The organism is Actinokineospora bangkokensis (assembly GCF_001940455.1).
In the GTDB taxonomy this organism is placed as follows: domain Bacteria; phylum Actinomycetota; class Actinomycetes; order Mycobacteriales; family Pseudonocardiaceae; genus Actinokineospora; species Actinokineospora bangkokensis.
Genome location: NZ_MKQR01000012.1, coordinates 1 through 20,049, shown reverse-complemented (window position 1 = coordinate 20,049; position 20,049 = coordinate 1). Strand labels below are relative to the sequence as shown.

Sequence of the window (20,049 nt, the reverse complement as noted above, 5' to 3'; positions counted from 1 at the left end):
CTAGCGTCGGGGCATGGTCAGCGCCACCGACATCCTCGACACCGTGCTCGACCGCGCCGTCGTGCCCGGCTACAGCAAGATCGGGTACGCCGTGCGCAGCCGGTTCTGGCCCGCCGACCCCGAACCCGGGTCGCTGGAGGGCTGCACCGCGCTGGTGACCGGCGCCGCGTCCGGGCTGGGCAAGGCGACCACCGCGGGCCTCGCGGCGCTGGGCGCCACCGTGCACATGCTCGTGCGCAACCCGGAGAAGGGCGAGCAGGCGCGGCTGGAGGTGGCCGAGCAGGTCCCCGGCGCGCACCTGGAGCTGCAGGAGTGCGACGTGTCGAGCCTGGCGTCGGTGCGCGGGTTCGCCGAGCGGTTCTCCGCCGCGCACGGCAGCCTCGACGTGCTCGTGCACAACGCGGGCACGCTGCCGCCCGAGCGGCGGGTGACCGACGAGGGCAACGAGGTCACCCTCGCCACGCACGTGCTGGGCCCGCACCTGCTGACGGCCCTGCTGCGGCCCGCGCTCGCCGCCGCCAAGGGCCGGGTGGTGTTCGTGACCTCCGGCGGCATGTACACCGCGACCCTGCACCCGGAGGACCCGCAGTACGAGGCGGGCGAGTACTCCGGCGCCAAGGCCTACGCCCGCACCAAGCGGATGCAGGTGGTGCTGGCCGAGCAGTGGGCGGGCGAGCTCAAGCCGGATGGCGTGGCGGTGCACAGCGCGCACCCCGGCTGGGCGGACACCCCCGGGGTCACCGCGTCGCTGCCGGGGTTCAACAGGGTGATGGGCCCGCTGCTGCGCACGCCGGAGCAGGGGGCGGACACGATCGTGTGGCTGTGCGCGGCGCCGCAGGGCCGGGAGGGCAGCGGGGGCTTCTGGCACGACCGGCGCCGCAGGCCCACCCACTACCTCCCGTGGCAGGGCGACGACCCCGTGGCCCGGCACGCGCTGTGGGCCTACTGCGTGGCCGAGACCCACCTCCCCTGATCGGGTTACCCCCGGTTGCGGGCCCGCTGACCTGCGCCGACGCTCGGGGCACGACCCCGAGCGGGAGGAGCGGGCGGTGCGGGCAGCTGGGCGGGCGGCGGTGCTGGCGGGCGCGGTCGGTGCCCTCGTGACGGCCCTGGCGGGGGTGGCCGCCGCGGACCCGGCCGCCGACCCGGCGTTCCTCACCGCGGCCGAGCCGATGGCCAGGGCGGTCGCGGCGGAGTTCCGGGTGCCCGCCTCGGTGGCGCTGGCGCAGGCGGCGCTGGAGTCCGGGTGGGGGCACAGCGACCTGGCGGTGCAGGACCACAACCTGTTCGGGTTCAAGTGCTCGGCGGCGGGCCCCGGGCCGGTCGCGGTCGGGTGCCGCGACCACCCGACGACCGAGTGCACGCCCGAGTGCCACCCGGCGTCGGCGAGCTTCCGGGTGTACGACGCGCCCCTCTCTTCCTTCCGCGATTACGGCCGGGTGCTCACCACGAGCCCCTATTACGCGTCGGCGCTGCCGCTCAGGTCGGATCCCAACGCGTTCATCACCGAAGTCGCCAAGAAGTACGCGACCGACCCGGGGTACGCGGACAAGGTGATCCGGCTGATGCGCGAGCACGACCTGTACCGGGTGGACGCACCGCTGCCGTGAGTAGTGGGGTCGGCGCGATCGGCTTCGGAATCGAGGAAGATGCGTTAGCGGCCGCCGGAAAATAGGGCCGTACGTCCTGTATCCCCGGCCCGGTCCCGCGCTCTCTACCCGGTGAACGACACCACCGGCCGGGAGGAACGCGATGCTGGCGACGATGGACCTGGACGAGGAACTGGCGGCCCTGGCGGCGTCGCTGACCACCGCGCCGACCGCGACCGCGCCCCGCAGGCCCGCCCGCGGCCAGGACGACGTGCGCGACAACCTCGACGAGGTGGTCGGCGCCGCCATCCGCGGCGACCACCGGGCGCTCGACGAGCTGCTGCGGTTCCTGCGGCCGCTGGTGCTGCGCTACTGCCGGGCCAAGCTGGGCCGGGTGCCGCGCTCGGTGAGCACCGCCGACGACGTGGCCCAGGAGGTGTGCCTGGCGGTGTTCAAGGCGCTGCCGACCTACCAGCAGCTGGGCAGGCCGTTCCTGTCGTTCGTCTACGGCATCGCCGCGCACAAGGTGGCCGACGTGCACCGGGCGAACACCCGGGACAAGTCGGACCCGACGCCCGAGGCCCCCGAGGTGCCCACCACCGAGGACGGCCCGGAGCAGCTGGCGCTGCGCCACGAGCTCGTCGAGCGCACCGGCGCGCTGCTGCGGGTGCTCACCGACCGGCAGCGGGAGATCATCGTCATGCGGGTGGTGCTGGGCATGTCGGCGCAGGAGACGGCGACGGCGATCGGCACGACCGCGGAGGCGATCCGCGTGGCCCAGCACCGGGCGCTCAACCGCCTGCGCAAGAGCCTGGCCGCCTGCCGGGCCGCCGCCGCCTGAGCGGCTACCGCTCCAGGGCGGTGCGCCCCACCCCGGGCGGGAACCGCCCCTCGTTGCGCCCGATCTTCGCGTCCGCCGCGGCGATGGGGTCGACGCCGAGCACGTCGGCCAGCCGCACCAGGTAGAGCAGGACGTCGGCGATCTCGTCCTCCACCTTCGCCCGGGCGGCGGGCTCCGCGCACGCGGCCCCGGCCTCCTGCGGGGTGAGCCACTGGAACAGCTCGGTGAGCTCCCCCACCTCCGCCGACAGCGCCATGACCAGGTTCTTGGGCGTGTGCCAGCGCTCCCAGTCCCGCGCCCGCGCGAACTCCCGCTGCTTCACCATCAGCTCTTCGAGTGTCATGCGGTGATTGTCCCGGGGCGCGCGACGGCGCCGGCACCCCGGCGGGGTCCCGGCGCCGCACCACGCTTCCCGGTCTGTCCTACCAGGACTTCAGTTCGTCCACTGTGGTCAGCCGGTGACGGTTTTCACCGTCAGCTGGTTGCTGGGCGGGGTGGCCGCGCACCCCGTTCCCTGCAACGGCAGGAACATCGCCGCCGTGTCGTGCGGCGGGTAGATGCGCAGGCCCCGAACCTCGGTCGGCTGGCAGGCCGACGGGTCGAAGTTCTGCACGTTGACGAACCCGATGTCGGTGCTCGCCTTCCCGCCCGGCGCCAGGGTCACCGGCGCGCCCTTGGTGCCGACCCGGAACGCCGCCGGGCCGACCTGGTGGCCGTCGTCGCCCGCGACGTAGGACACGCCCGGGAAGCCCTGGATGGTGCAGGTGCGGCTGCCGGAGTTGGTGAACACCAGGGTCCGGTACACCGTCCCCGCCGCCCCCTCGCCGCCGGTGATCGACAGCGCCAGGTCGGCGGCCTTGCAGTCCGAAGAGGACGCCGCGCCGTCGGCGGCCTCCACGTCGGCGATGCCGCGCGGCGGCTGGGCGGGTGCCGCAGCCGAGGTTCCCGCCGCCGCCGAGGTGGCGGGCGGGGAGGGCAGCTCCGCGCTGGTCGTCACCGGCTGGGCCGCGGAGGTCACCGAGGGCGTGGTGGCGGTGGCGCCGCCCGCGCTGGTCCCCGCGGCGCCGCAGCCCGCGGTGGCCGCCGCGACCAGGATTCCGGTCGCGATCAGTGTCTTTCGCCCGATCGTGTGAGTGAACACGGTGGATCTCGCCTCCAGACGTACCCCGATCCTTGCTGGATGGTCCACTCAGTGGACGTGCGGGCCACCCGGAAGGTTGTCTCTTCACGCGGGATACCCACATCGAGCGAGGAACCAACCACCCCGGGGCAGCGCCGGGGTGTGCCCCCGGTCGCCCCGCGCGCCGCCCTGTGCCAGCCTCCACCGGGTCCCACCAGCCCTGATGCCGTCCCGGGAGCCCGCCGTGAAGAGAACCTGGATCGGCCTCGCCCTCGCCGCGTCCGCCGTGGCCGCCTTCGCCGTGGCGGGCACCACACCGGTCGCCGAGGCCCACCACGGCGACGTCGTCGGCGGCATCGCCGCGGCGGTGCGCGACGCGAACTCCCGGGGCACCGCCGCGGCGGTCTCCTTCTTCGACCGGGTCTCCGGCCAGTACGCCGACAACGGCGACCTGGCCAAGGCGCACTTCGGCTCGGCGTCGGTGGTGAAGGTGTTCATCGCCGACGACCTGTTCTACCGCTCGTGGCGCGGCGAGGTCGGGATGAGCGACTTCGACTGGCAGCAGGTGGACGTGATGCTGCGCTCCTCCGACGACGCGGCGGCGAGCCGGTTCTGGTCGCGGCTGGGCGGCCCGGCGATCGTCGACCGGATCAAGGCCCGGTACCGGTTGAACCAGATCATGCCGCCCATCAGCGCTCGCTGGTGGGGGCTGACCAGGCTGACCAGCTTCGACATGTCGCTCTACTACGCGCGCATGATCAACGGTGAGGGCGGGCTGCCCGGCTGGCTGGCCAACGGGCTGCTGGAGCGGATGGCGGCGTTCACCGACCGCGGCACCGACGGCTTCTACCAGCGCCACGGCATCCCCGACGGCCTGCCAGGGGAGTCGCCCAAGGCGGTCAAGCAGGGCTGGATGTGCTGCCAGTACGGGCTGCGCACGATCAACACCACCGGCGTGGTGGGCCCCGAGCGGCGCTTCATCATCGTCGTGTTCGCCCACGACCAGGCCACCGGCTCCACCTACCAGCACACCCAGGAGTCGGTCACCCGGATCGTGCAGAGGATGTTCCCCGGCGGCCGGGTGCCCCGGCCCGCCGAGCACAACCCGTTCGGCGCGGTGGACGCGGTGGCCGTGGACCCCACCCGGATGCGGTTCCAGGTCTCCGGCTGGGCGATCGACCCCGACACCGCCGCCCCGATCACCGCGCACATGTCCGTCGGCGGGATGCGGTTCAACCTCGGCCCCGCGGCAGGCTCCCGACCCGACCTCGTGCGGTTCTGGCCGTGGGCGGGGCCCAACCACGGGTTCACCGGCGGCGGGCCGATGCCCGGCGGCACCTGGGACGTCTGCGGCTTCGCGATCAACGCGGGCCCCGGCGAGGGCGACCCGCAGGTCGGCTGCAAGCGGGTGACCGCGCCGCAGCGGCCGTTCGGTTCCCTCGACGGCATCACCCCGGTCGCGGGCGGCGTGCGGGTGTGGGGCTGGGTGACCGAGTCGGAGCTGGCGGGTGGGCCGTCCCCGGCGCACCTCTACGTCGACGGCCGCGCCTACGACCTGGGCTGGGCCCTGGTGAACCGCCCCGACCTGGCCTGGACCTACGGCGCCTGGGGCACCGCGCACGGCTTCGACAAGGTGATGCCGGTGGCGGCGGGCACCCACCAGGTGTGCGTGCGCGGGGTCGACCTGCGCACGGTCGTCGGGGACAACGAGCTGGGCTGCCGCACGGTGGTCGTCCCGTGACCGGCGGACCCGCGGCGCGCGCGGTGCTGCTCGCCGCCGCGACCGCCGGGCTGCTGGCGGGGTGCTCGGGCACCGACGAGGCCCGGCTCCCGCCGCCGCCCGCCACCCCCGCCTACACCGCGATCCCCACCTTCACCAGCGCCATCCCCGGCAGCACCCCGCCGCCGATCACCGGCAGCGCCGAGCCGCGCGCCCTGCCCGAGCTGGCCAGGCTCGACGGCAGCGCCACCGGCACGCTCACCCTGGCGATCTCCGGCACCGGGGAGCTGACCTCCGCCGTCACCGGCCGCTGCTCCCCCTCGGGCACCGGCACCGAGATCGCGCTCAGCTCCGCCGACGGCGCGCGGGTCCGGGTGCTGCTCGGTGACCGGCCCAGCGTGTCGGTCTCCGACGGCGGCTTCGACTACGGCGCCGACCTGCTGCCCGGCGACTACGCCGTGCAGGTGCCCCGGCTGACCATGGCCACCGGGTTCACCGGCCCCGGCACGTCCGAGGCGGCCGGGCGGCTGGACCTCGACGTGACCTGCGGCTGAGGGGGCCTTCCCAGTTGGCCGTGGGAACAAGACCGCCCGCCCGGGGCTGGTTCCGGGTGGCGACGGGCCAGTAGCGTCGGGACATGGCGGCGAGGGGCGAGCGACGCGGGGGCCTGCGGGGCCTGCTGCTGTCCAGCGCGGCGTCCAACCTCGGCGACGGCATCGGCAAGGTCGCCTTCCCGCTGCTGGGCGCCAGCGTCACCCGGGACCCGGTGCTGATCGCGGGCCTGTCCGCCACCTCCTTCCTGCCCTGGCTGCTGTTCGCGCTGCTCAGCGGCGCGCTGATCGACCGGGTGGACCGGCGCAAGGCGATGCTGGTCGCCAACGCCACCCGCGCGGTCGTCATCGGCGGGCTGTCCGTGCTGGTGCTGGCGGGCTCCGCGAGCATCTGGCTGCTCTACGCCGTCGCCCTGGTCCTGGGGGTCGTGGAGACCGTCGCGGACAGCGCGGCGCAGGCGCTGGTGCCCGCCGTGGTCGACAAGGACGGCCTGGAGTCGGCCAACGGCAAGCTGCAATCGGTGGAGATCGTCGGGCAGACGTTCCTCGGCGGGCCCCTGGGCAGCATCACCTTCGCCCTGTTCGCGGCCCTGCCGTTCCTGCTCAACACGGTCGGGTTCGTGGTCGCGGCGGTGTGCCTGGTGGCCCTGCGCGGCAGCTTCCGCCCGGCCGCGGCGGCGGGCCCGCCCGCCCGGCTGCGCGCGCAGCTCGGGGAGGGCCTGCGCTGGGTGCGCGCCCGCCCGCTGATGCTGCGCCTGGTGTTCATCGCGCTGGCGCTGGCGCTGTTCTCCGAGCTGGCGCAGGCGCTGCTGGTGCTCTACGCGCTCCAGGACCTGGGGCTCAGCGAGGCGGCGTTCGGCCTGTTCGCCCTCGTCGGCGGGGTGGGCGGGCTGCTCGGCGCCGCCGCGGCGCCCCGGCTGTCCGCGGCGCTGCCCCGGCGGGCGGTGCTGGTCGGCGCGGTGGCCGCCTGCGGGGCGGGGTTCCTGGGCATGGGCCTGGTGCGCGACCCGGTGTCGGCCAGCCTGCTGTTCGGCCTGTTCGCCGCCGCGGTGGTGGTGGTCAACGTCATCCTGGGCACGCTGCGGCACGCGCTGGTGCCCGAGCACCTGTTCGGCCGGGTCCTGGGCGTGTGGCGGACGGCGGTGTGGGGCGGCATCCCGCTGGGCGCCCTGCTCGGCGGCCTGCTCGCCAAGGGGATCGGCACACCGGGGGTGTTCGTGGTGTCCGGCGCGTTGCAGCTGGCGCTGGCGGCGGTGGTGTGGGTGGTCGTCAGCGGCCACGGCGCCGACGTCGACAGCCTCGGTGCCGACGAGCCCGACGAGCCCGACGAGCCGGAGCTGGACCCCGCCGAGCTGGACACCCTCGGCAAGAGCTGAGTCGATTCCTCCCGCCACCCGCCCCCTCGGCCCCGCCCGGCATCGTTCCCGGCCTGGCACCGCCCGCGTCCGGCATCGTTCCTGACCTGGCACCGTTCTCGGCCCGGCACCGTCGTGTGCGCCGCGATCGTGGGCTGGGTGGGTCGGCGGTGCTCTCAGAACTCGATGCCGGTCCACTCCAGGCAGTGCCAGCCCTTGTCGGTGTCGCGGGCCTCCAGCAGGATGTGCCCGGTGTTGGCGAGCAGCTGCGTGCCCGCGACGCTCGCGCTGACGTTGTCCGACAGCCACTCCGCCGCCAGCCGCACCACCCCGCCGTGGCTGACCAGCACGACCAGGCCGTCGTCGAGGCCCGCGTGCCGGTCGAGGATGCCGCGCACGGCGGCCACGTACCGGGTGCGGATGTCCTCGCCGGTCTCCCCGCCGGGCATCCGCAGGTCCAACTGGCCGTCCGCCCAGCGCAGGTAGACGTCGCTGAACGCCTGGTGCGCGGCGGCGTCGGTGCGGCCCTCCAGGTCGCCGCACTGCACCTCGTGCAGGTCCTCGACCACCTCGACGGCCAGCCCGTGCGACCGCGCGACCGGCTCGGCGGTCTCCTGCGCGCGCACGGCGACCGAGGCGTAGACGGCCACCACCGGCTCGTCGGCCAGCCGCTCGGCCAGCGCGGCGGCCTGCCGCCTGCCCAGCTCGGTGAGCCCCGGCCCCGGCGGGCGCGAGTCCAGGACGTGCTTGACGTTGGACGGGGTCTCCCCGTGCCGGACCATCATCAACCGCAGGCTCACGCGTGCTCCCCCTGGCGCAGGCCCGCGAGCCACCGCGCGGACTCGGCGAAGTCGGTGTCGGTGCCCGCCTGCGGGGCGGCGGTGCCCACCCGGTCGGCGCGCGGGTAGGAGCCGAGGAACCGCACGAGCTGGCTGCGCCGGTGCAGCGCGGCCAGCGCGTCGCCCACCCTGGCCTCGGCGACGTGCCCGTCGAGGTCGAGGTAGAAGCGGTACTCCCCGAACCGGTCGCGCAGCGGGCGCGACTCGATCCGGGACAGGTTCACCCCGCGCAGGGCGAACTCGGTGAGCAGGGCGGCCAGCTCGCCCGGCCGGTGCGCGACCACGGCGAACACCGAGGTCCGGTCGGCCCCGGTCGGCGCGGGCAGCGCGCCCGGCTTGGCCAGCAGCAGGAACCGGGTGAGCGCGTCGCCCTCGTCGGCCACCCCGGTGGCCAGCTCCGCCAGCGGGTAGTGGCGGGCGGCGACGGGGGCGGTGACGGCGGCGTCGTGGGCGCCCTCGGCCACCCCGACCGCGGCGGCGGCCGTGGAGCCGGCGGTCACCTGCTGGGCGCCCGGCAGGTGCTCGGCCAGCCACCGCTGCACCTGCGCGAGCGCGTGCGGGTGGCTGGCGACGGTGCGCACGTCCGCCGCGGCGGTGCCGGGGCGGACCAGCACGGAGAACCGGATGGGCAGCACGTGCTCGGCGACGGCCACCACCGGCTCCCCCGCGGCCAGGGCGTCCATGGTCGCCGACACCGACCCCTCGACCGAGTTCTCCACCGGCACGCAGGCGAAGTCGGCCTCCCCCGCGCGCAGCGCCGCGACGGCCAGCGGGATCGTCGGGTACGCCACGAGCTCGGCGGCGTCGTCGAACCCCCGGGCCGCCTGCTCGGTGAAGGTCCCGCGGGGTCCGAAGTAGGCGATGGTCGGCACGGGGGGACACACTACTTGCGGCCCGGCGATCACCACGCGCAACCACCGGTTGCGCTCCTGGTTACCGAACGGCGGTTCCGCGCGGGCCGCGCGGGGTGCCATGCTGGGGGCGTGACCGCGGATCCGGAGACCGGGACGGCGTCGCCGCGCGGGCGGCTGGCGGGCCTGCCCCGGCTGGTCCTGTGCGCGGTGCACACCGACCTGGCCGAGGCGTGGGACGGCGCGGCGGCGGGCAGGCCGGGCATCCGGGTGCACCGCGGGTCGCTGCTGGAGGTCGACGCGGACGCGGTGGTCTCGCCCGCGAACTCCTTCGGCTGGATGCGCGGCGGCATCGACGCCGTCTACTCCGCGGCCTTCCCGGCGGTCGAGCAGTCCGTGCGCAGCGCGGTGCTGGCCCTGCACGGCGGTGAGCTGCCGGTCGGCGAGGCGCTGGTGGTGGCGACCGGCGCGGCCCGCCCGGCGTGGCTGATCACCGCCCCCACGATGCGCGAGCCCGGGGTGCTGCTCCCGCCCGACACCGTGCACCCGTTCCTGGCCGCCCGGGCGGTGTTCCGGCTGTGGCGCGACGGGGTGCTGGAGGACGGGACGCCGGTGCGCGAGGCCGTCGGCACCATCGCCGTGCCGGGGCTGGGCACGGGGGTCGGCAACGTCCCGGTCGAGGTCTGCGCGCGCCAGCTCGCGGCGGCCTGGGACGAGGTCTTCGGCGGCCGGTAGCGCCGGTCCCGCCCCTGACCTGGCACCACGGCGGTACGCCGGGTCGACCCGCACGGCCGCGGGCGCGGCGCCACGTCTCGTTCGCCACAGCAAACGTCCCCCGTTCGGTGCCATCGGTCACAGCGGAAACGCCCGGTGAACACTTACGTTGGCGGCGTACACGCCCGAGGTGGGGTCCGGCCCCCGCGGGCACGCACCGCCCCAACTCGGCGAGGAGTTCGGCCATGACCAAGGTGCGCGAGCTGAGCCCGTACGTCGAGCTGCGCCGCGAGCAGTGGCGGGAGCTGCGCGAGGCGACCCCGCTGCCGCTGACCCTCGACGAGCTGCTCGCCCTGCGCGGGCTCGGGGACCCGGTCGACCTCGACGAGGTGGCCGACGTCTACCTGCCGCTGTCCCGGCTGATCTCGCTGCAGGTCGCCGCCCGCCAGCGGCTGCACGAGTCGACCTCGCAGTTCCTGGGCGAGGAGCTGCGCAAGGTGCCGTTCGTCATCGGCATCGCGGGCAGCGTCGCGGTCGGCAAGTCGACCACCGCCCGCCTGCTGCGCACCCTGCTGGCCCGCTGGCCCGACCACCCGCACGTCGACCTGGTCACCACCGACGGGTTCCTGTTCCCCAAGGCCGAGCTGCTGCGCCGGGACCTGATGAGCCGCAAGGGCTTCCCGGAGAGCTACGACCGCCGCGCCCTGCTCCGCTTCGTCTCCGAGGTCAAGGCGGGTGCCGCGGAGGTCCGCGCCCCGGTCTACTCGCACCTGGCCTACGACATCCTCCCCGGCGAGGAGCAGGTCGTCCGCCGCCCGGACATCCTCGTCGTCGAGGGCCTCAACGTCCTGCAGCCCGGCGGCAGGCTCGCCGTGTCGGACCTGTTCGACTTCTCCATCTACGTCGACGCCCACCCCGAGGACATCGAGCGCTGGTACGTCGACCGCTTCCTGGCCCTGCGCTCCACCGCCTTCGCCGACCCCGCCTCGCACTTCCACCACTACGCCGCCCTCACCGACGACGAGGCCCGGCTGACCGCCGTCGGCCTCTGGCAGCAGACCAACGAGCCCAACCTGATCAACAACATCCTGCCCACCCGCCCCCGGGCCACCCTCGTCCTGCGCAAGGGCCCCGACCACCGCATCAGCCGGGTCCGCCTCCGCAAGCTCTGACCGGACCCCGGCGAGCGCGGCGCCGCCGGGGCCGCGCTGGGTAGAGTCGGGGGGTGATCCGGGTGCTGCTGGTCGACGACCACGAGGTCGTCCGCCGCGGCCTGCGCGACCTGCTCGACGGCGAACCCGACATCGAGGTGGTGGCCGAGGCGGGCGGGGTCGCCGAGGCCGTGGCCCGCGCGGGCGCCGCCCACCCGGACGTCGCCGTGGTCGACGTCCGCCTCCCCGACGGCGACGGCGTGGCCCTGTGCCGCTCCCTGGCGGCGCTCGACCCGGCCCCGCACTGCCTCGTCCTCACCGCCTTCGACGACGAGAAGGCCCTCGTCGACGCGATCATGGCGGGCGCGGCGGGCTACCTGCTCAAGCAGGTCCGCGGCCACGACCTCGTGCACGCCGTCCGCGAGGTCGCCGCGGGCCGCTCCCTGCTCGACCCCGTGACCACCGCCCGCGTCCTCGACCGCATGCGCCGCTCCGCCACCGACGACCTCGACGCCCTCACCGACCGCGAGCGCGCCGTCCTCGACCTCATCGGCGAGGGCCTGTCCAACCGCGAGATCGCCGAACGCCTCTTCCTGGCGGAGAAGACCGTGAAGAACTACGTCACCTCGGTCCTGTCCAAGCTCGGCATGCAACGCCGCACGCAGGCGGTCGCGTGGGTGGCCCGCCGCAAACCCTGACCGGGGAACTCCGGGTTGACCGCGGGCGGGGTGTCCGAGCTGACCGTCGTCACGCTTCCGCGGTGACCTGCCGGACGACCGGGACGACGTCGGTTTCCAGGACTCCGCCTACGAAGAAGGCCGCAACCCGGTGCTGCCGGTCGAGCACGAGGGTCGTCGGCACCGCCACACCGCGGTACTTCTTGAGCTGCAGCAGGTTCCGGCCCGGGGGGTCGTAGATCGATCCGTAGGTGACGCCGCGATCGCGGGCGAAGTCCTCGGCGAACCCGCGGTCGTTGTCCCGGATATCGATGCCGAGGAATGCGACGGGCAGGCTGGCTGTCGCAGCCTGCGCCGACATCAACTCCGACGCCTCCGCCCGGCAGGGGCCGCACCACGCGCCCCAGATGTTGAGCACGACGACCTTGCCCGCGAAGTCCGAGAGGGCGAGGGTGTTCCCGGGCGAGAGCAGGTCGTCGCCGCTGATCCCCTCGACCGCCACCCGGTCGGCGGCCGCGATCACCGAGCCGCTGGGGTTCCCCGGACTCCCGGGAGCGGCGTCCGGGGACGCGCACCCGGATGCCAAGAGAGCGAGAGAAGCCATCCACGCCGATGCGCGCATTCAACACCCCCAGGGTTGACGGCCACTGCATCGAGGCCTGGTCATCAGTCGATCATGCTCTCAGGTGGCGCACCAGCCCTGGTCGACCAGGTTCGCGTCCTTCCCCGAGGGTGGCTGCCCGGGGGGAGGTCAGGTGGGGAGGGGGACTTCCCAGGTGACGGTGGTGCCGGAGCGGGGGGAGGAGCGGATGTCGCAGCGGCCGCCCGCGGTCTCGGCTCGTTCGCGGAGGTTCTTGAGGCCGCGGGTGGTGACGCCCTGGGGGATGCCGCAGCCGTCGTCGGCGATGGTGAGGCGGAGGTGGGTCGCGTCGCGGCGGAGGTGGACGGCGACGCGGAGGGCGCCCGCGTGGCGGACGACGTTGGAAAGGGCTTCGCGGAGGGCGGCCCTGGTGTTGTCAGCGACGGGGGCGGGGATGTCGCGGACGTCGCCGGAGATGTCGAAGGAGGGGGTGAAGCCGAGCAGCTCGCGGGCGGTGGCGACCTCGGCGCGGGCGGACTCGGCGAGGTCGGCGGCGGGTTCCTCGGGGTCGGGGTTGCGCAGGGTGCGGACGACGGCGCGGACGTCGGCGATGGCGGTGTCGAGCTGGTCGATGGCGTCGGAGAGGCGGGTGGCGTCGGTGCGCGGCAGCTTGCGGGTGGGCCTGCGGGCGAGCAGGTCGAGCTGCATGCCCGCGGCGTAGAGGCGCTGGACGATCACGTCGTGCAGGTCGCGGGCGATGCGCTCGCGCTCGACGTAGAGGTCGACACGGTTGCGCGCGGTGGCGCCCTCGGCCAGCACGAGCATGACCCCGGCCTGGGCGGCGAAGGCGGTGAGCACGTCGACGGTGCCCTGCTGGAACGGCTCGGCCCGGCGCCTGCGGTAGACCGTCAGCGCGCCGAGCCTGCTCTCCCGGGTGCCGAAGGGCGCGGCGGCGAACGGGCCGTAGGCGTTCAGCTCGCGCGGCACGTACGGGGCGGTGCGCGGGTCGGTGGTGACGTCGTCGGCCACGATCGGCACCCCGCCGCGGGCGACCCGGGCGGCCGAGGAGCGCGGGGACAGCACCAGGCCCACCGGGTCGGGGTCGACGCCCCCCGCGGCGGCCTCCACGGTGAGCGAGCCGTCGGGGTTGGCCGCCATGACCAGGCCCAGGTCGGCCTCGGCCAGGTCGGCGGCGGCCCGCACGACGCGCGCCAGCACCGCGGCGGGGTCGTCGCCCGCGAGCGCCGCGGTGGCGATCTCGGTGGACGCGGTGAGCGTCCGCGCGGCCAGTGTCGGGTCCATGAGCTGCATCATCAGCCTAGGCCGTCCGCACCGGTGGGGCCGGGTCCAGCCGCGCGGTGCGGCCCAGGACGCGCACCACCCGCCCGGCCCGCCGCTGGTGGGAGATGTGCACGACCGACCCCGGGTAGCGGTCCAGGGCCCGCTCGACCCGCGCGGCGCTGGTCGCGTCGAGGTGCGCGGTCGGCTCGTCGGCCAGCAGCAGGTCGGCGTCGGCCAGCAGCGCGCGCGCCAGCCCGACCCGCTGCGCCTCGCCGCCGGAGAGGGTGGTGGCGGTGGCGTCGAGGGGGAGGTGCGCGAGGCCGAGGTCGTCGAGCGCGCGGCGTAGCGCCGCGTCGGGCAGGTGCGGGTCGGCGAGCTTGAGGTTTTCCCGCACGCTGGTGGACACGAGCATCGGCTCCTGCGGGCTCCACGCCGTCCGCACCAGCCGCGCCCGGCCGCGCTCCGGTTCGAGGAACCCGAGCAGCACCGCCCCCAGCGTCGACTTGCCCGCGCCCGACGGCCCGACCACGGTGACCCGCTCCCCCGGCGCGACCCGCAGGTCCACGTCCCGCAGCGCCGCCTCCTGCGCCCCCGGCCAGCGCGCGGTGACGTCCTCCAGCAGCACCCCGCTGCCACAGTCCCCGCGATCCGTCAAACCGTTGTCCACAGCCCCCGGGGTACCCCCGTTTTCCATTGTGGTCGATGTGGTCTGGTTGTGGGGGTGGGCATCCACAGGGGCGGGGAGGGCGGCTCGGAGGGCGGGGAGGTGGGTGGCGGCGGTGGTGAGGGGGGTGAGGGCTTCGGCCAAGGCCAGGGGGATGAGGGCGAGGATGGGGACCAGGACGGGGTTGAGGGCGGGTTGTGCTGCGGCGAGGGCGATCGCGGCGGTGGTGGCCAGCCCCAGGGCGAGGGTGATGAGGGCGGTGCCGAGGCCTGCGGAGAGGGCCTGGCGGCGGGCGGTGCGGGTGAGCTTCTCGTCCAATGCGGACAGTTGTGCCCGGTAGGCGGGGGTTTCGTTGCGGGCCAGGAGGTCCGGGGCCGCCTCGAAGAGGGTGAGGGTGGTGGTGGCGAGGGACTGGCGGGTGGCGGCGAGGGTCGTCGTGGCGTTGCGTTCTGTGTGGACGGTGAGCCAGGGCGCGGCGAACCCCGCGACGAGGACCGCCGCGGCGAGGGCGGCGCCCGCTCCGGGGAGGACGAGGGTCTGGACGGTGATGGCCGCCGCGGCGACGAGCAGGGCGACGAGGGGTGGGGTGAGGACGCGGGGGGTGAGGTCGCGGGTGGTGTCGACGTCGGTGACGAGGTCCTGGAGGGCTTGGCCGCGGCGGAGGGCGAGGGCGTGGGCCGGGCCGCGGCGGACGAGGTCGGCCCAGAGGCGGGTGCGCAGGGTGGTGGCGGTGCGGAAGGCGGCGTCGTGGGTGGCGAGGCGTTCGAGGTAGCGCAGGCAGGCGCGGGCGAGGCCGAAGAAGCGGACGCCGACGACGGCGAGGGACAGGGTGAGGATCGGGGGTTGCTGCGACGCGCGGGCGATGAGCCAGCCGGAGAGGGCGGTGAGGGCGACGCCGCAGGTCAGGGCGGCGGCGCCGAGCAGGGCACCCCAGACGAGGCGGCCGGTCACCAGGGTGCGCAGGCGCGCGCGGGGGCGGTCCCGCGGGGTGTGCGCGACGGCGGTGACCGCGGTGTCGGCCGGGCCCGCCTCGGCGCGGACGCCGTGGGTGGCCAGGACGACCGCGGCGCCCCGGGCGGCGGCGCGCTCGACGGCGGTCATGACCTGGGCGGCCGCGGCGGCGTCGAGGTGCGCGGTGGGTTCGTCGAGCAGCAGCAGGCGCAGGCCGGGCCGGGCGAGGGCGCGCGCGACGGCGACCCGCTGGCGCTCCCCCGTGGACAGCTCGGCGACGCGGCGGCCGACCAGGTGGGCGACGCCGACCTCGGCGGCCCACCGGCGCGGCACCGCCACCCTGTCCTCGGCGAAGACCGGCCGCTGCGGCACCCACCCGACGACATCGCGCCAAGTCGACATGTCCACTGTCGACAAGGGCACCCCGTCCACCGCCACCGACCCGCTCTCCGGGCGGGCGAACCCCAGCAGCACCGCCAGCAGGGTCGACTTGCCGCTGCCGCTGGGCGAGTCGAGGCGGACGACCTCGCCGGGGCGCACCACCAGGCAGGCGCCGTCCGGGGCGAACCCGCCGCGGCGGCGCACCCGCAGGTCGGTGACGCGCAGCTCGGTGAACGAGCGCACCACCCGGTCGCCGCCCGCCGGGGCGGCGGGGATCGCGGCGACGCGGCGGACGGCTTCGAGGCCGTCCTCGCTGGCGTGGTGGGCGGCCCCGGCCGCGCGCAGGGGCAGGTAGCACTCGGGCACCACCACCAGGACGAACAGGCCGACCGCCAGCGGCAGGTCGCCCGCGACCAGGCGCAGGCCGATGACGACGGCGACGAGGGCGACGGACAGGGTGGCGATCAGCTCCAGGGCGAACGCGGAGGCGAAGGCCACCCGCAGGACGCCGAGGGTGCGGGTGCGGTGGGCCTCCGACACCGCCCGCACGACCTCGCCCTGGGCGCGGGCGCGGCGGAAGGCGGCGAGCACCGGCAGCGCGCGCACCAGCTCCAGGACGTACCCGGAGAGCCGTTCGACGGCCGCGGCGGCCGGGCCCACCCGGTCCTCGGTGTAGCGGCCGATGACGACGGCGAACAGCGGGATCAGCGGCACCGTCAGCGCCACCACCAGCGCCGAGGGCCAGTCCACGGCCAGCAGGACCGCGCCGACGCCCAGCGGGGCGGCCACGGCGGTGACCAGCGCGGGCAGGTACACGGCGAAGTAGTCGTCGAGGGCGTCGAGGCCGCGGGTGGCCAGCGCGGTCAGCTCCCCCGCGCCGCGGGCGGCGACCCACTCCGGGCCCAGGGCCAGCGCCCGGTCGACCAGCAGGGCGCGCAGCTCGGCCTTGGCGCCCGCGGCGGCGCGGGCCGCGACCACCGCCGAGGCCCAGGCCAGCGCGGACCTGGCGACGACGGCGCCCGCCAGCACCGGCAGGCACCAGCCCGCGAGCCCGCGGCCGCCGACGACGCCCGCCACGCCCGCGGCCAGCGCCCAGGCCTGGGCGACCACGGCCACCGCCGCCAGCACGGACAGGGCGCCGCACCCCTGGAGCGCCCGTCGTGCCGACGGCGACAGCCGCGGCAGGGCCCCGAGGGGCCCCCGGCGGGCGGCCGGGGTCGCCCCCGACCGCCCGCTTCCCCCGGCGTGCCGACTGGCGGGAAGGCCGTCGCCGGGGTGCTCTGCCCGGTGCGCGCTCACGGCACGTGCACCGGGGGGATGTGGGCGGTGCTCACGCGCTTGCGGAACACCCAGTACGTCCACGCCTGGTAGATGAGCACGGCGGGGGTGCCGAACAGCGCCACCCAGCTCATCACCCCCAGCGCGTAGGGCGAGGACGCGGCGCCCTCGACGGTCAGCGACCACGCCGGGTCGAGCGTGGAGGGCAGCACGTTCGGGTAGAGCGAGCCGAACAGCGCCACCACCGACGCGGCGATCACCACGCCCAGGGCGGCGAACGCCTGCCCCTCGCGCCCCCGGAGCAGGCGGGCGAAGGAGACCAGCGCGGCGGCGCCCGCGACCCCGGCGGCCAGCCACGTCCAGCCCGAGCCGGAGCGCAGCTGGGCCAGCACCACCAGCGCGCCCAGCGGCACCAGCGCGAGCGGGCCGAGGCGCAGGGCCAGCTCGCGGGCCCGGTGGCGGATGTCGCCGTCGGTCTTGAGCGAGGTGAACACGGCGCCGTGCACCAGGGCGAAGCCGACGACCGCGGCGGCGCCCAGCAGCGTCTCCGGGCGCACGGCGGCGAGCACCGGGCCCACCCGGTTGCCCTCGGCGTCGAGCGGGAGGCCGAAGACGGTGGTGGCGATGAGCAGGCCGATGCCCAGCGCGGGCACCAGCGAGCCGGTGAAGATGACCTTGTCCCAGGCCGCGCGCCACCGGTCGGAGTCGACCTTGCCGCGGTACTCGAAGGCCACCCCGCGGCCGATGAGCCCGAGCAGCACGCACAGCACGGGCAGGTAGGCGGCCGAGAGCAGGGAGGCGTACCAGCCGGGGAACGCGGCGAAGGTGGCGCCGATGGCCACGATCACCCAGACCTCGTTGCCGTCCCACACCGGCCCGATGGTGTTGACCATGACGCGCCGCTCGGTGTTGTCCTTGGCCAGGAACGGCATCAACATGCCGACGCCGAAGTCGAACCCCTCCAGGAACAGGTAGCCCAGCCACAGCAGGGCGATGACGCAGAACCAGACGATCGAGAGCTCCATGCCTGCCCCTCAGTACGCGAACGCGAGCTTGTCGTCATCGGACTTGTCGGGCCGGTCCGGTGGCATGACGCCCGCGACCCCGGCCCTGGCGTAGCGGCGCAGGAGGGAGAACTCCACGACCGCGAGCACCGCGTAGACGGTGGTGAGCGCGATGAGCGAGGTCAGCACCTCCCCCGCGGTCAGCCCGGACACCCCGCGCGCGGTGAACAGCCACACCCCGTCGACGCCGGTGGGGTTGGGCGCCACGACGAAGGGCTGGCGGCCCATCTCGGTGAACACCCAGCCCGCGGTGTTGGCCAGGAACGGCGTGGCGATCCCGGCGAGCGCCAAGCGGGGGAACCACTTGGTGCTCGGCAGCCTGCCCTTGCGGGTGAACCACAGCACGGCCACCGAGGCGAGCGCCGACAGCGCCCCGAACCCGATCATGAACCGGAAGCCCCAGTAGGTGACCGGCAGGTTCGGCACGTAGTCGATCGGCTGCCCCGACAGCTCCCCCAGCGCCGGGTCGACCGGGTAGTTCGCGCCGTACTTGGCCTGGTACTCCTGCACCAGCTGCTCGACGCCGCGCACCTCGGTGCTGAAGTCGCTGTGCGCCAGGAAGGACAGCAGCGCGGGCACGGTGATGGACTTGACCGACTCGCAGTCCTGCCGGGACACGTCGCCGATGGCGAAGACCGAGAAGCTGGCGGGCGCCTCGGTGTGGCACAGCGCCTCCGCGGCGGCCATCTTCATCGGCTGCTGCTCGAACATCAGCTTGCCCTGCACGTCACCGGTGATGGCCAGCGCGCTGAACGCCACCACGCCCACCCAGCCGCCGAGCTTCACCGACGCCCGCCACACCGGCTCGTCACCGTCGGCGCGCCGCTTGGCCAGGTGCCAGGCGCCGATGCCCACCAGGACCGCCGCGGCGACGGCGAAGCAGCCCGCGACGGTGTGCGGGACGGCGGCCAGCGCGGTGTTGTTGCCCAGCACGGCCCAGATCGAGGTGAGCCGGGGGCGGCCGTCGACCAGCTCCACGCCCACCGGGTGCTGCATCCACGAGTTCGCCGCCAGGATGAAGTACGCCGAGGCGATCGTCGCCAGGCTGAACGCCCACGCGCAGGCCAGGTGCACCCGCTTGGGCAGCCGGTCCCAGCCGAAGATCCACAGGCCGAGGAAGGTGGACTCGACGAAGAAGGCGACCAGGCCCTCCATCGCCAGCGGCGCGCCGAACACGTCCCCGACGAACCGGGAGTAGGCGCTCCAGGACATCCCGAACTGGAACTCCTGCACGATGCCGGTCACCACGCCCATGGCGAAGTTGACCAGCATGAGCTTGCCCCAGAACTTCGTCATCCGCAGGTACTTCACGTCCCCGGTGCGCACCCACGCGGTCTGCATCCCCGCGACCAGCACCGCCAGGCCGATGGTCAGCGGCACCATCAGGAAGTGGTAGACGGTGGTGATGCCGAACTGCCACCGCGCCAGGTCGAGTACGTCCACACCTGACAGCGTCCGCCGCCGCCCGCGGCCGGGGCAGGTGCCCGGGTCCCGCCCGGCCGGGACGTAGGTCCCGCCCGGTCCCGTGAGCGGTCCCACCTTGGACGTCGTGGCGCCGTCAACTATGCTCGGGGGCGAATGCGAAGGGGAGTAGCCCCCAACGCCCCGATCGACACACTGGTCCGGTTCGCCGGACCCGGTCGGGCGGCCCCGGGACCCGGGGCGGGCGAGACCTTCGATCCAGGCATGCACGCGTGCCGGGTCGAGGTCGCGCGCGTCCGAGGTCCGGCCTGAACAGGGTCAGGGGTCAGCAGCACCGATGGACGCCGTGGTCGTCAGCACTCTCATCTCCTTCTGGGTGATCTTCGTCGCCGAACTGGGCGACAAGTCCCAGCTCATGGCGCTCACCTTCGCCACCCGCTACAAGGTCTGGCCGGTCCTGGTCGGCATCACCGGCGCGACCGCCCTGGTGCACCTGGCCTCGGTGGGCATCGGCGCGGGCCTCGGCGCGGCCCTGCCGACCGGGTGGATCAACCTCGCCGCCGCCCTGGCGTTCCTCGCCTTCGGCGTCTGGACCCTGCGCGGCGACACCCTCACCGACGCCGAGAAGGACAAGGCGGCCCAGGTCACCAAGTCGGTGGTGATCGCGGTCGGCACCGCGTTCTTCCTCGCCGAGCTGGGCGACAAGACGATGCTCGCCACGATCACCCTGGCCACCGACTACGGGTGGTTCGGGGTGTGGGTCGGCTCGACGCTGGGCATGGTCGCCGCCGACGCGCTGGCGATCGTGGTGGGGCGGGCGCTGGGGCGCAACCTGCCGGAGCGGGTGATCCGGTACGGGGCGGCGGCGCTGTTCTTCCTGTTCGGCGCGTGGCTGCTGGTGGAGGCCGTGGTGGAGCTGGTGTGAGGGTGGGGGTGGGCTCGCCTTCGGCTTCGCGGGGGGGGAGCTGCTGGGGGCAGCTGCTGCGCAGCTGCGTCAAAGAACGCGGATTGCTTTGCGAG

Annotated in this window: 19 protein-coding genes; 10 read left to right on the top strand and 9 right to left on the bottom strand. The window is 74.9% G+C overall.

All coding sequences use genetic code 11. The annotated features are described in order from the left end of the window. Nucleotides 1-13 precede the first annotated feature (13 nt). From BJP25_RS12830 to BJP25_RS12820, 3 genes are all read left to right on the top strand, one after another. A complete protein-coding gene (locus BJP25_RS12830) occupies nt 14-973 on the top strand; it encodes an SDR family NAD(P)-dependent oxidoreductase (protein ID WP_075975120.1) in 960 nt (319 codons plus the stop codon). A gap of 76 nt (nt 974-1,049) precedes the next feature. Continuing rightward, complete coding sequence (locus BJP25_RS12825; RefSeq protein ID WP_233158054.1) at nt 1,050-1,610, top strand: glucosaminidase domain-containing protein; 561 nt, start codon at nt 1,050-1,052, stop codon at nt 1,608-1,610. Between the two features lie 142 nt (nt 1,611-1,752). Then, nucleotides 1,753-2,430, top strand: coding sequence for a sigma-70 family RNA polymerase sigma factor (locus BJP25_RS12820; protein ID WP_084793956.1), 678 nt, complete (start codon nt 1,753-1,755; stop codon nt 2,428-2,430). Between the two features lie 4 nt (nt 2,431-2,434). Here BJP25_RS12820 and BJP25_RS12815 read toward each other — a convergent pair whose 3' ends face one another. Next, a complete protein-coding gene (locus BJP25_RS12815; protein ID WP_075975119.1) occupies nt 2,435-2,773 on the bottom strand; it encodes a nucleotide pyrophosphohydrolase in 339 nt (112 codons plus the stop codon). Between the two features lie 108 nt (nt 2,774-2,881). Then, entirely contained in the window at nt 2,882-3,571 is a 690-nt protein-coding gene (locus tag BJP25_RS12810; protein ID WP_233158053.1) for a DUF4232 domain-containing protein, read from the bottom strand. A gap of 223 nt (nt 3,572-3,794) precedes the next feature. Between BJP25_RS12810 and BJP25_RS12805 the strand changes: the two genes are divergently transcribed. From BJP25_RS12805 to BJP25_RS12795, 3 genes are all read left to right on the top strand, one after another. Beyond that, nucleotides 3,795-5,291 (top strand): serine hydrolase family protein, encoded by a 1,497-nt coding sequence (locus BJP25_RS12805; RefSeq protein ID WP_075975118.1) that lies wholly within the window; start codon nt 3,795-3,797, stop codon nt 5,289-5,291. Further along, entirely contained in the window at nt 5,288-5,824 is a 537-nt protein-coding gene (locus BJP25_RS12800) for a hypothetical protein (protein ID WP_075975117.1), read from the top strand. The genes BJP25_RS12805 and BJP25_RS12800 overlap by 4 nt, the downstream gene beginning before the upstream one ends. 83 nt (nt 5,825-5,907) lie before the next feature. Then, nucleotides 5,908-7,197: an MFS transporter gene (locus BJP25_RS12795; protein WP_075975116.1), complete on the top strand. Its 1,290-nt coding sequence runs from the start codon at nt 5,908-5,910 to the stop codon at nt 7,195-7,197. A gap of 155 nt (nt 7,198-7,352) precedes the next feature. On the opposite strand, the gene BJP25_RS12790 is transcribed toward BJP25_RS12795, so the two are convergent. Further along, a complete protein-coding gene (locus BJP25_RS12790; RefSeq protein WP_075975136.1) occupies nt 7,353-7,970 on the bottom strand; it encodes a histidine phosphatase family protein in 618 nt (205 codons plus the stop codon). A 2-nt stretch (nt 7,971-7,972) separates the two neighbouring features. Further along, nucleotides 7,973-8,887 (bottom strand): prephenate dehydratase, encoded by a 915-nt coding sequence (gene pheA / locus BJP25_RS12785; RefSeq protein WP_075975115.1) that lies wholly within the window; start codon nt 8,885-8,887, stop codon nt 7,973-7,975. 111 nt (nt 8,888-8,998) lie between these two features. Here pheA and BJP25_RS12780 point away from each other — a divergent pair, with 111 nt between their 5' ends. The 3 genes from BJP25_RS12780 (at nt 8,999) to BJP25_RS12770 (ending at nt 11,429) form a co-directional block, all read left to right on the top strand. After that, on the top strand, nt 8,999-9,601 hold the full coding sequence (locus BJP25_RS12780) for a macro domain-containing protein (protein WP_084793954.1): 603 nt from the start codon (nt 8,999-9,001) through the stop codon (nt 9,599-9,601). Nucleotides 9,602-9,825: 224 nt separating this feature from the next. Continuing rightward, nucleotides 9,826-10,752 carry a type I pantothenate kinase gene (gene coaA / locus BJP25_RS12775; RefSeq protein ID WP_075975114.1) on the top strand — a complete coding sequence of 309 codons (927 nt, stop codon included), beginning with the start codon at nt 9,826-9,828 and terminating at the stop codon, nt 10,750-10,752. A gap of 56 nt (nt 10,753-10,808) precedes the next feature. Continuing rightward, nucleotides 10,809-11,429, top strand: a complete 621-nt coding sequence (locus BJP25_RS12770; RefSeq protein WP_075975134.1) for a response regulator — start codon at nt 10,809-10,811, stop codon at nt 11,427-11,429. Nucleotides 11,430-11,478: 49 nt separating this feature from the next. On the opposite strand, the gene BJP25_RS12765 is transcribed toward BJP25_RS12770, so the two are convergent. The 5 genes from BJP25_RS12765 to BJP25_RS12745 all read right to left on the bottom strand — a co-directional run bounded on the left by BJP25_RS12765 (nt 11,479) and on the right by BJP25_RS12745 (nt 19,050). Further along, nucleotides 11,479-11,931, bottom strand: coding sequence for a TlpA disulfide reductase family protein (locus tag BJP25_RS12765; RefSeq protein ID WP_233158052.1), 453 nt, complete (start codon nt 11,929-11,931; stop codon nt 11,479-11,481). A 228-nt stretch (nt 11,932-12,159) separates the two neighbouring features. Next, nucleotides 12,160-13,290 carry a GAF domain-containing sensor histidine kinase gene (locus BJP25_RS12760; RefSeq protein ID WP_075975133.1) on the bottom strand — a complete coding sequence of 377 codons (1,131 nt, stop codon included), beginning with the start codon at nt 13,288-13,290 and terminating at the stop codon, nt 12,160-12,162. Between the two features lie 16 nt (nt 13,291-13,306). Further along, entirely contained in the window at nt 13,307-16,564 is a 3,258-nt protein-coding gene (gene cydD, locus BJP25_RS12755; protein WP_408607145.1) for a thiol reductant ABC exporter subunit CydD, read from the bottom strand. Next, nucleotides 16,561-17,568, bottom strand: a complete 1,008-nt coding sequence (cydB, locus tag BJP25_RS12750; RefSeq protein WP_075975112.1) for a cytochrome d ubiquinol oxidase subunit II — start codon at nt 17,566-17,568, stop codon at nt 16,561-16,563. Before cydB ends, cydD begins: the two co-directional genes overlap by 4 nt. A 9-nt stretch (nt 17,569-17,577) precedes the next feature. Continuing rightward, the gene (locus BJP25_RS12745) at nt 17,578-19,050 is read right to left on the bottom strand and encodes a cytochrome ubiquinol oxidase subunit I (RefSeq protein ID WP_075975111.1); all 1,473 of its coding nucleotides are present in this window, start codon (nt 19,048-19,050) and stop codon (nt 17,578-17,580) included. A gap of 316 nt (nt 19,051-19,366) precedes the next feature. On the opposite strand from BJP25_RS12745, the gene BJP25_RS12740 reads away from it, so the two are divergent. Then, nucleotides 19,367-19,954 carry a TMEM165/GDT1 family protein gene (locus BJP25_RS12740; RefSeq protein ID WP_075975110.1) on the top strand — a complete coding sequence of 196 codons (588 nt, stop codon included), beginning with the start codon at nt 19,367-19,369 and terminating at the stop codon, nt 19,952-19,954. Nucleotides 19,955-20,049: the final 95 nt, after the last annotated feature.

Bases quoted from the DNA above. Each gene is read 5' to 3' on its own strand.
- BJP25_RS12795 (WP_075975116.1), top strand. From the start codon at position 5,908: ATGGCGGCGAGGGGCGAGCGACGCGGGGGCCTGCGGGGCCTGCTGCTG.
- cydB (WP_075975112.1), bottom strand. From the start codon at position 17,568: ATGGAGCTCTCGATCGTCTGGTTCTGCGTCATCGCCCTGCTGTGGCTG.
- BJP25_RS12830 (WP_075975120.1), top strand. From the start codon at position 14: ATGGTCAGCGCCACCGACATCCTCGACACCGTGCTCGACCGCGCCGTC.
- coaA (WP_075975114.1), top strand. From the start codon at position 9,826: ATGACCAAGGTGCGCGAGCTGAGCCCGTACGTCGAGCTGCGCCGCGAG.
- BJP25_RS12760 (WP_075975133.1), bottom strand. From the start codon at position 13,290: ATGGACCCGACACTGGCCGCGCGGACGCTCACCGCGTCCACCGAGATC.
- BJP25_RS12740 (WP_075975110.1), top strand. From the start codon at position 19,367: ATGGACGCCGTGGTCGTCAGCACTCTCATCTCCTTCTGGGTGATCTTC.
- BJP25_RS12820 (WP_084793956.1), top strand. From the start codon at position 1,753: ATGCTGGCGACGATGGACCTGGACGAGGAACTGGCGGCCCTGGCGGCG.
- BJP25_RS12815 (WP_075975119.1), bottom strand. From the start codon at position 2,773: ATGACACTCGAAGAGCTGATGGTGAAGCAGCGGGAGTTCGCGCGGGCG.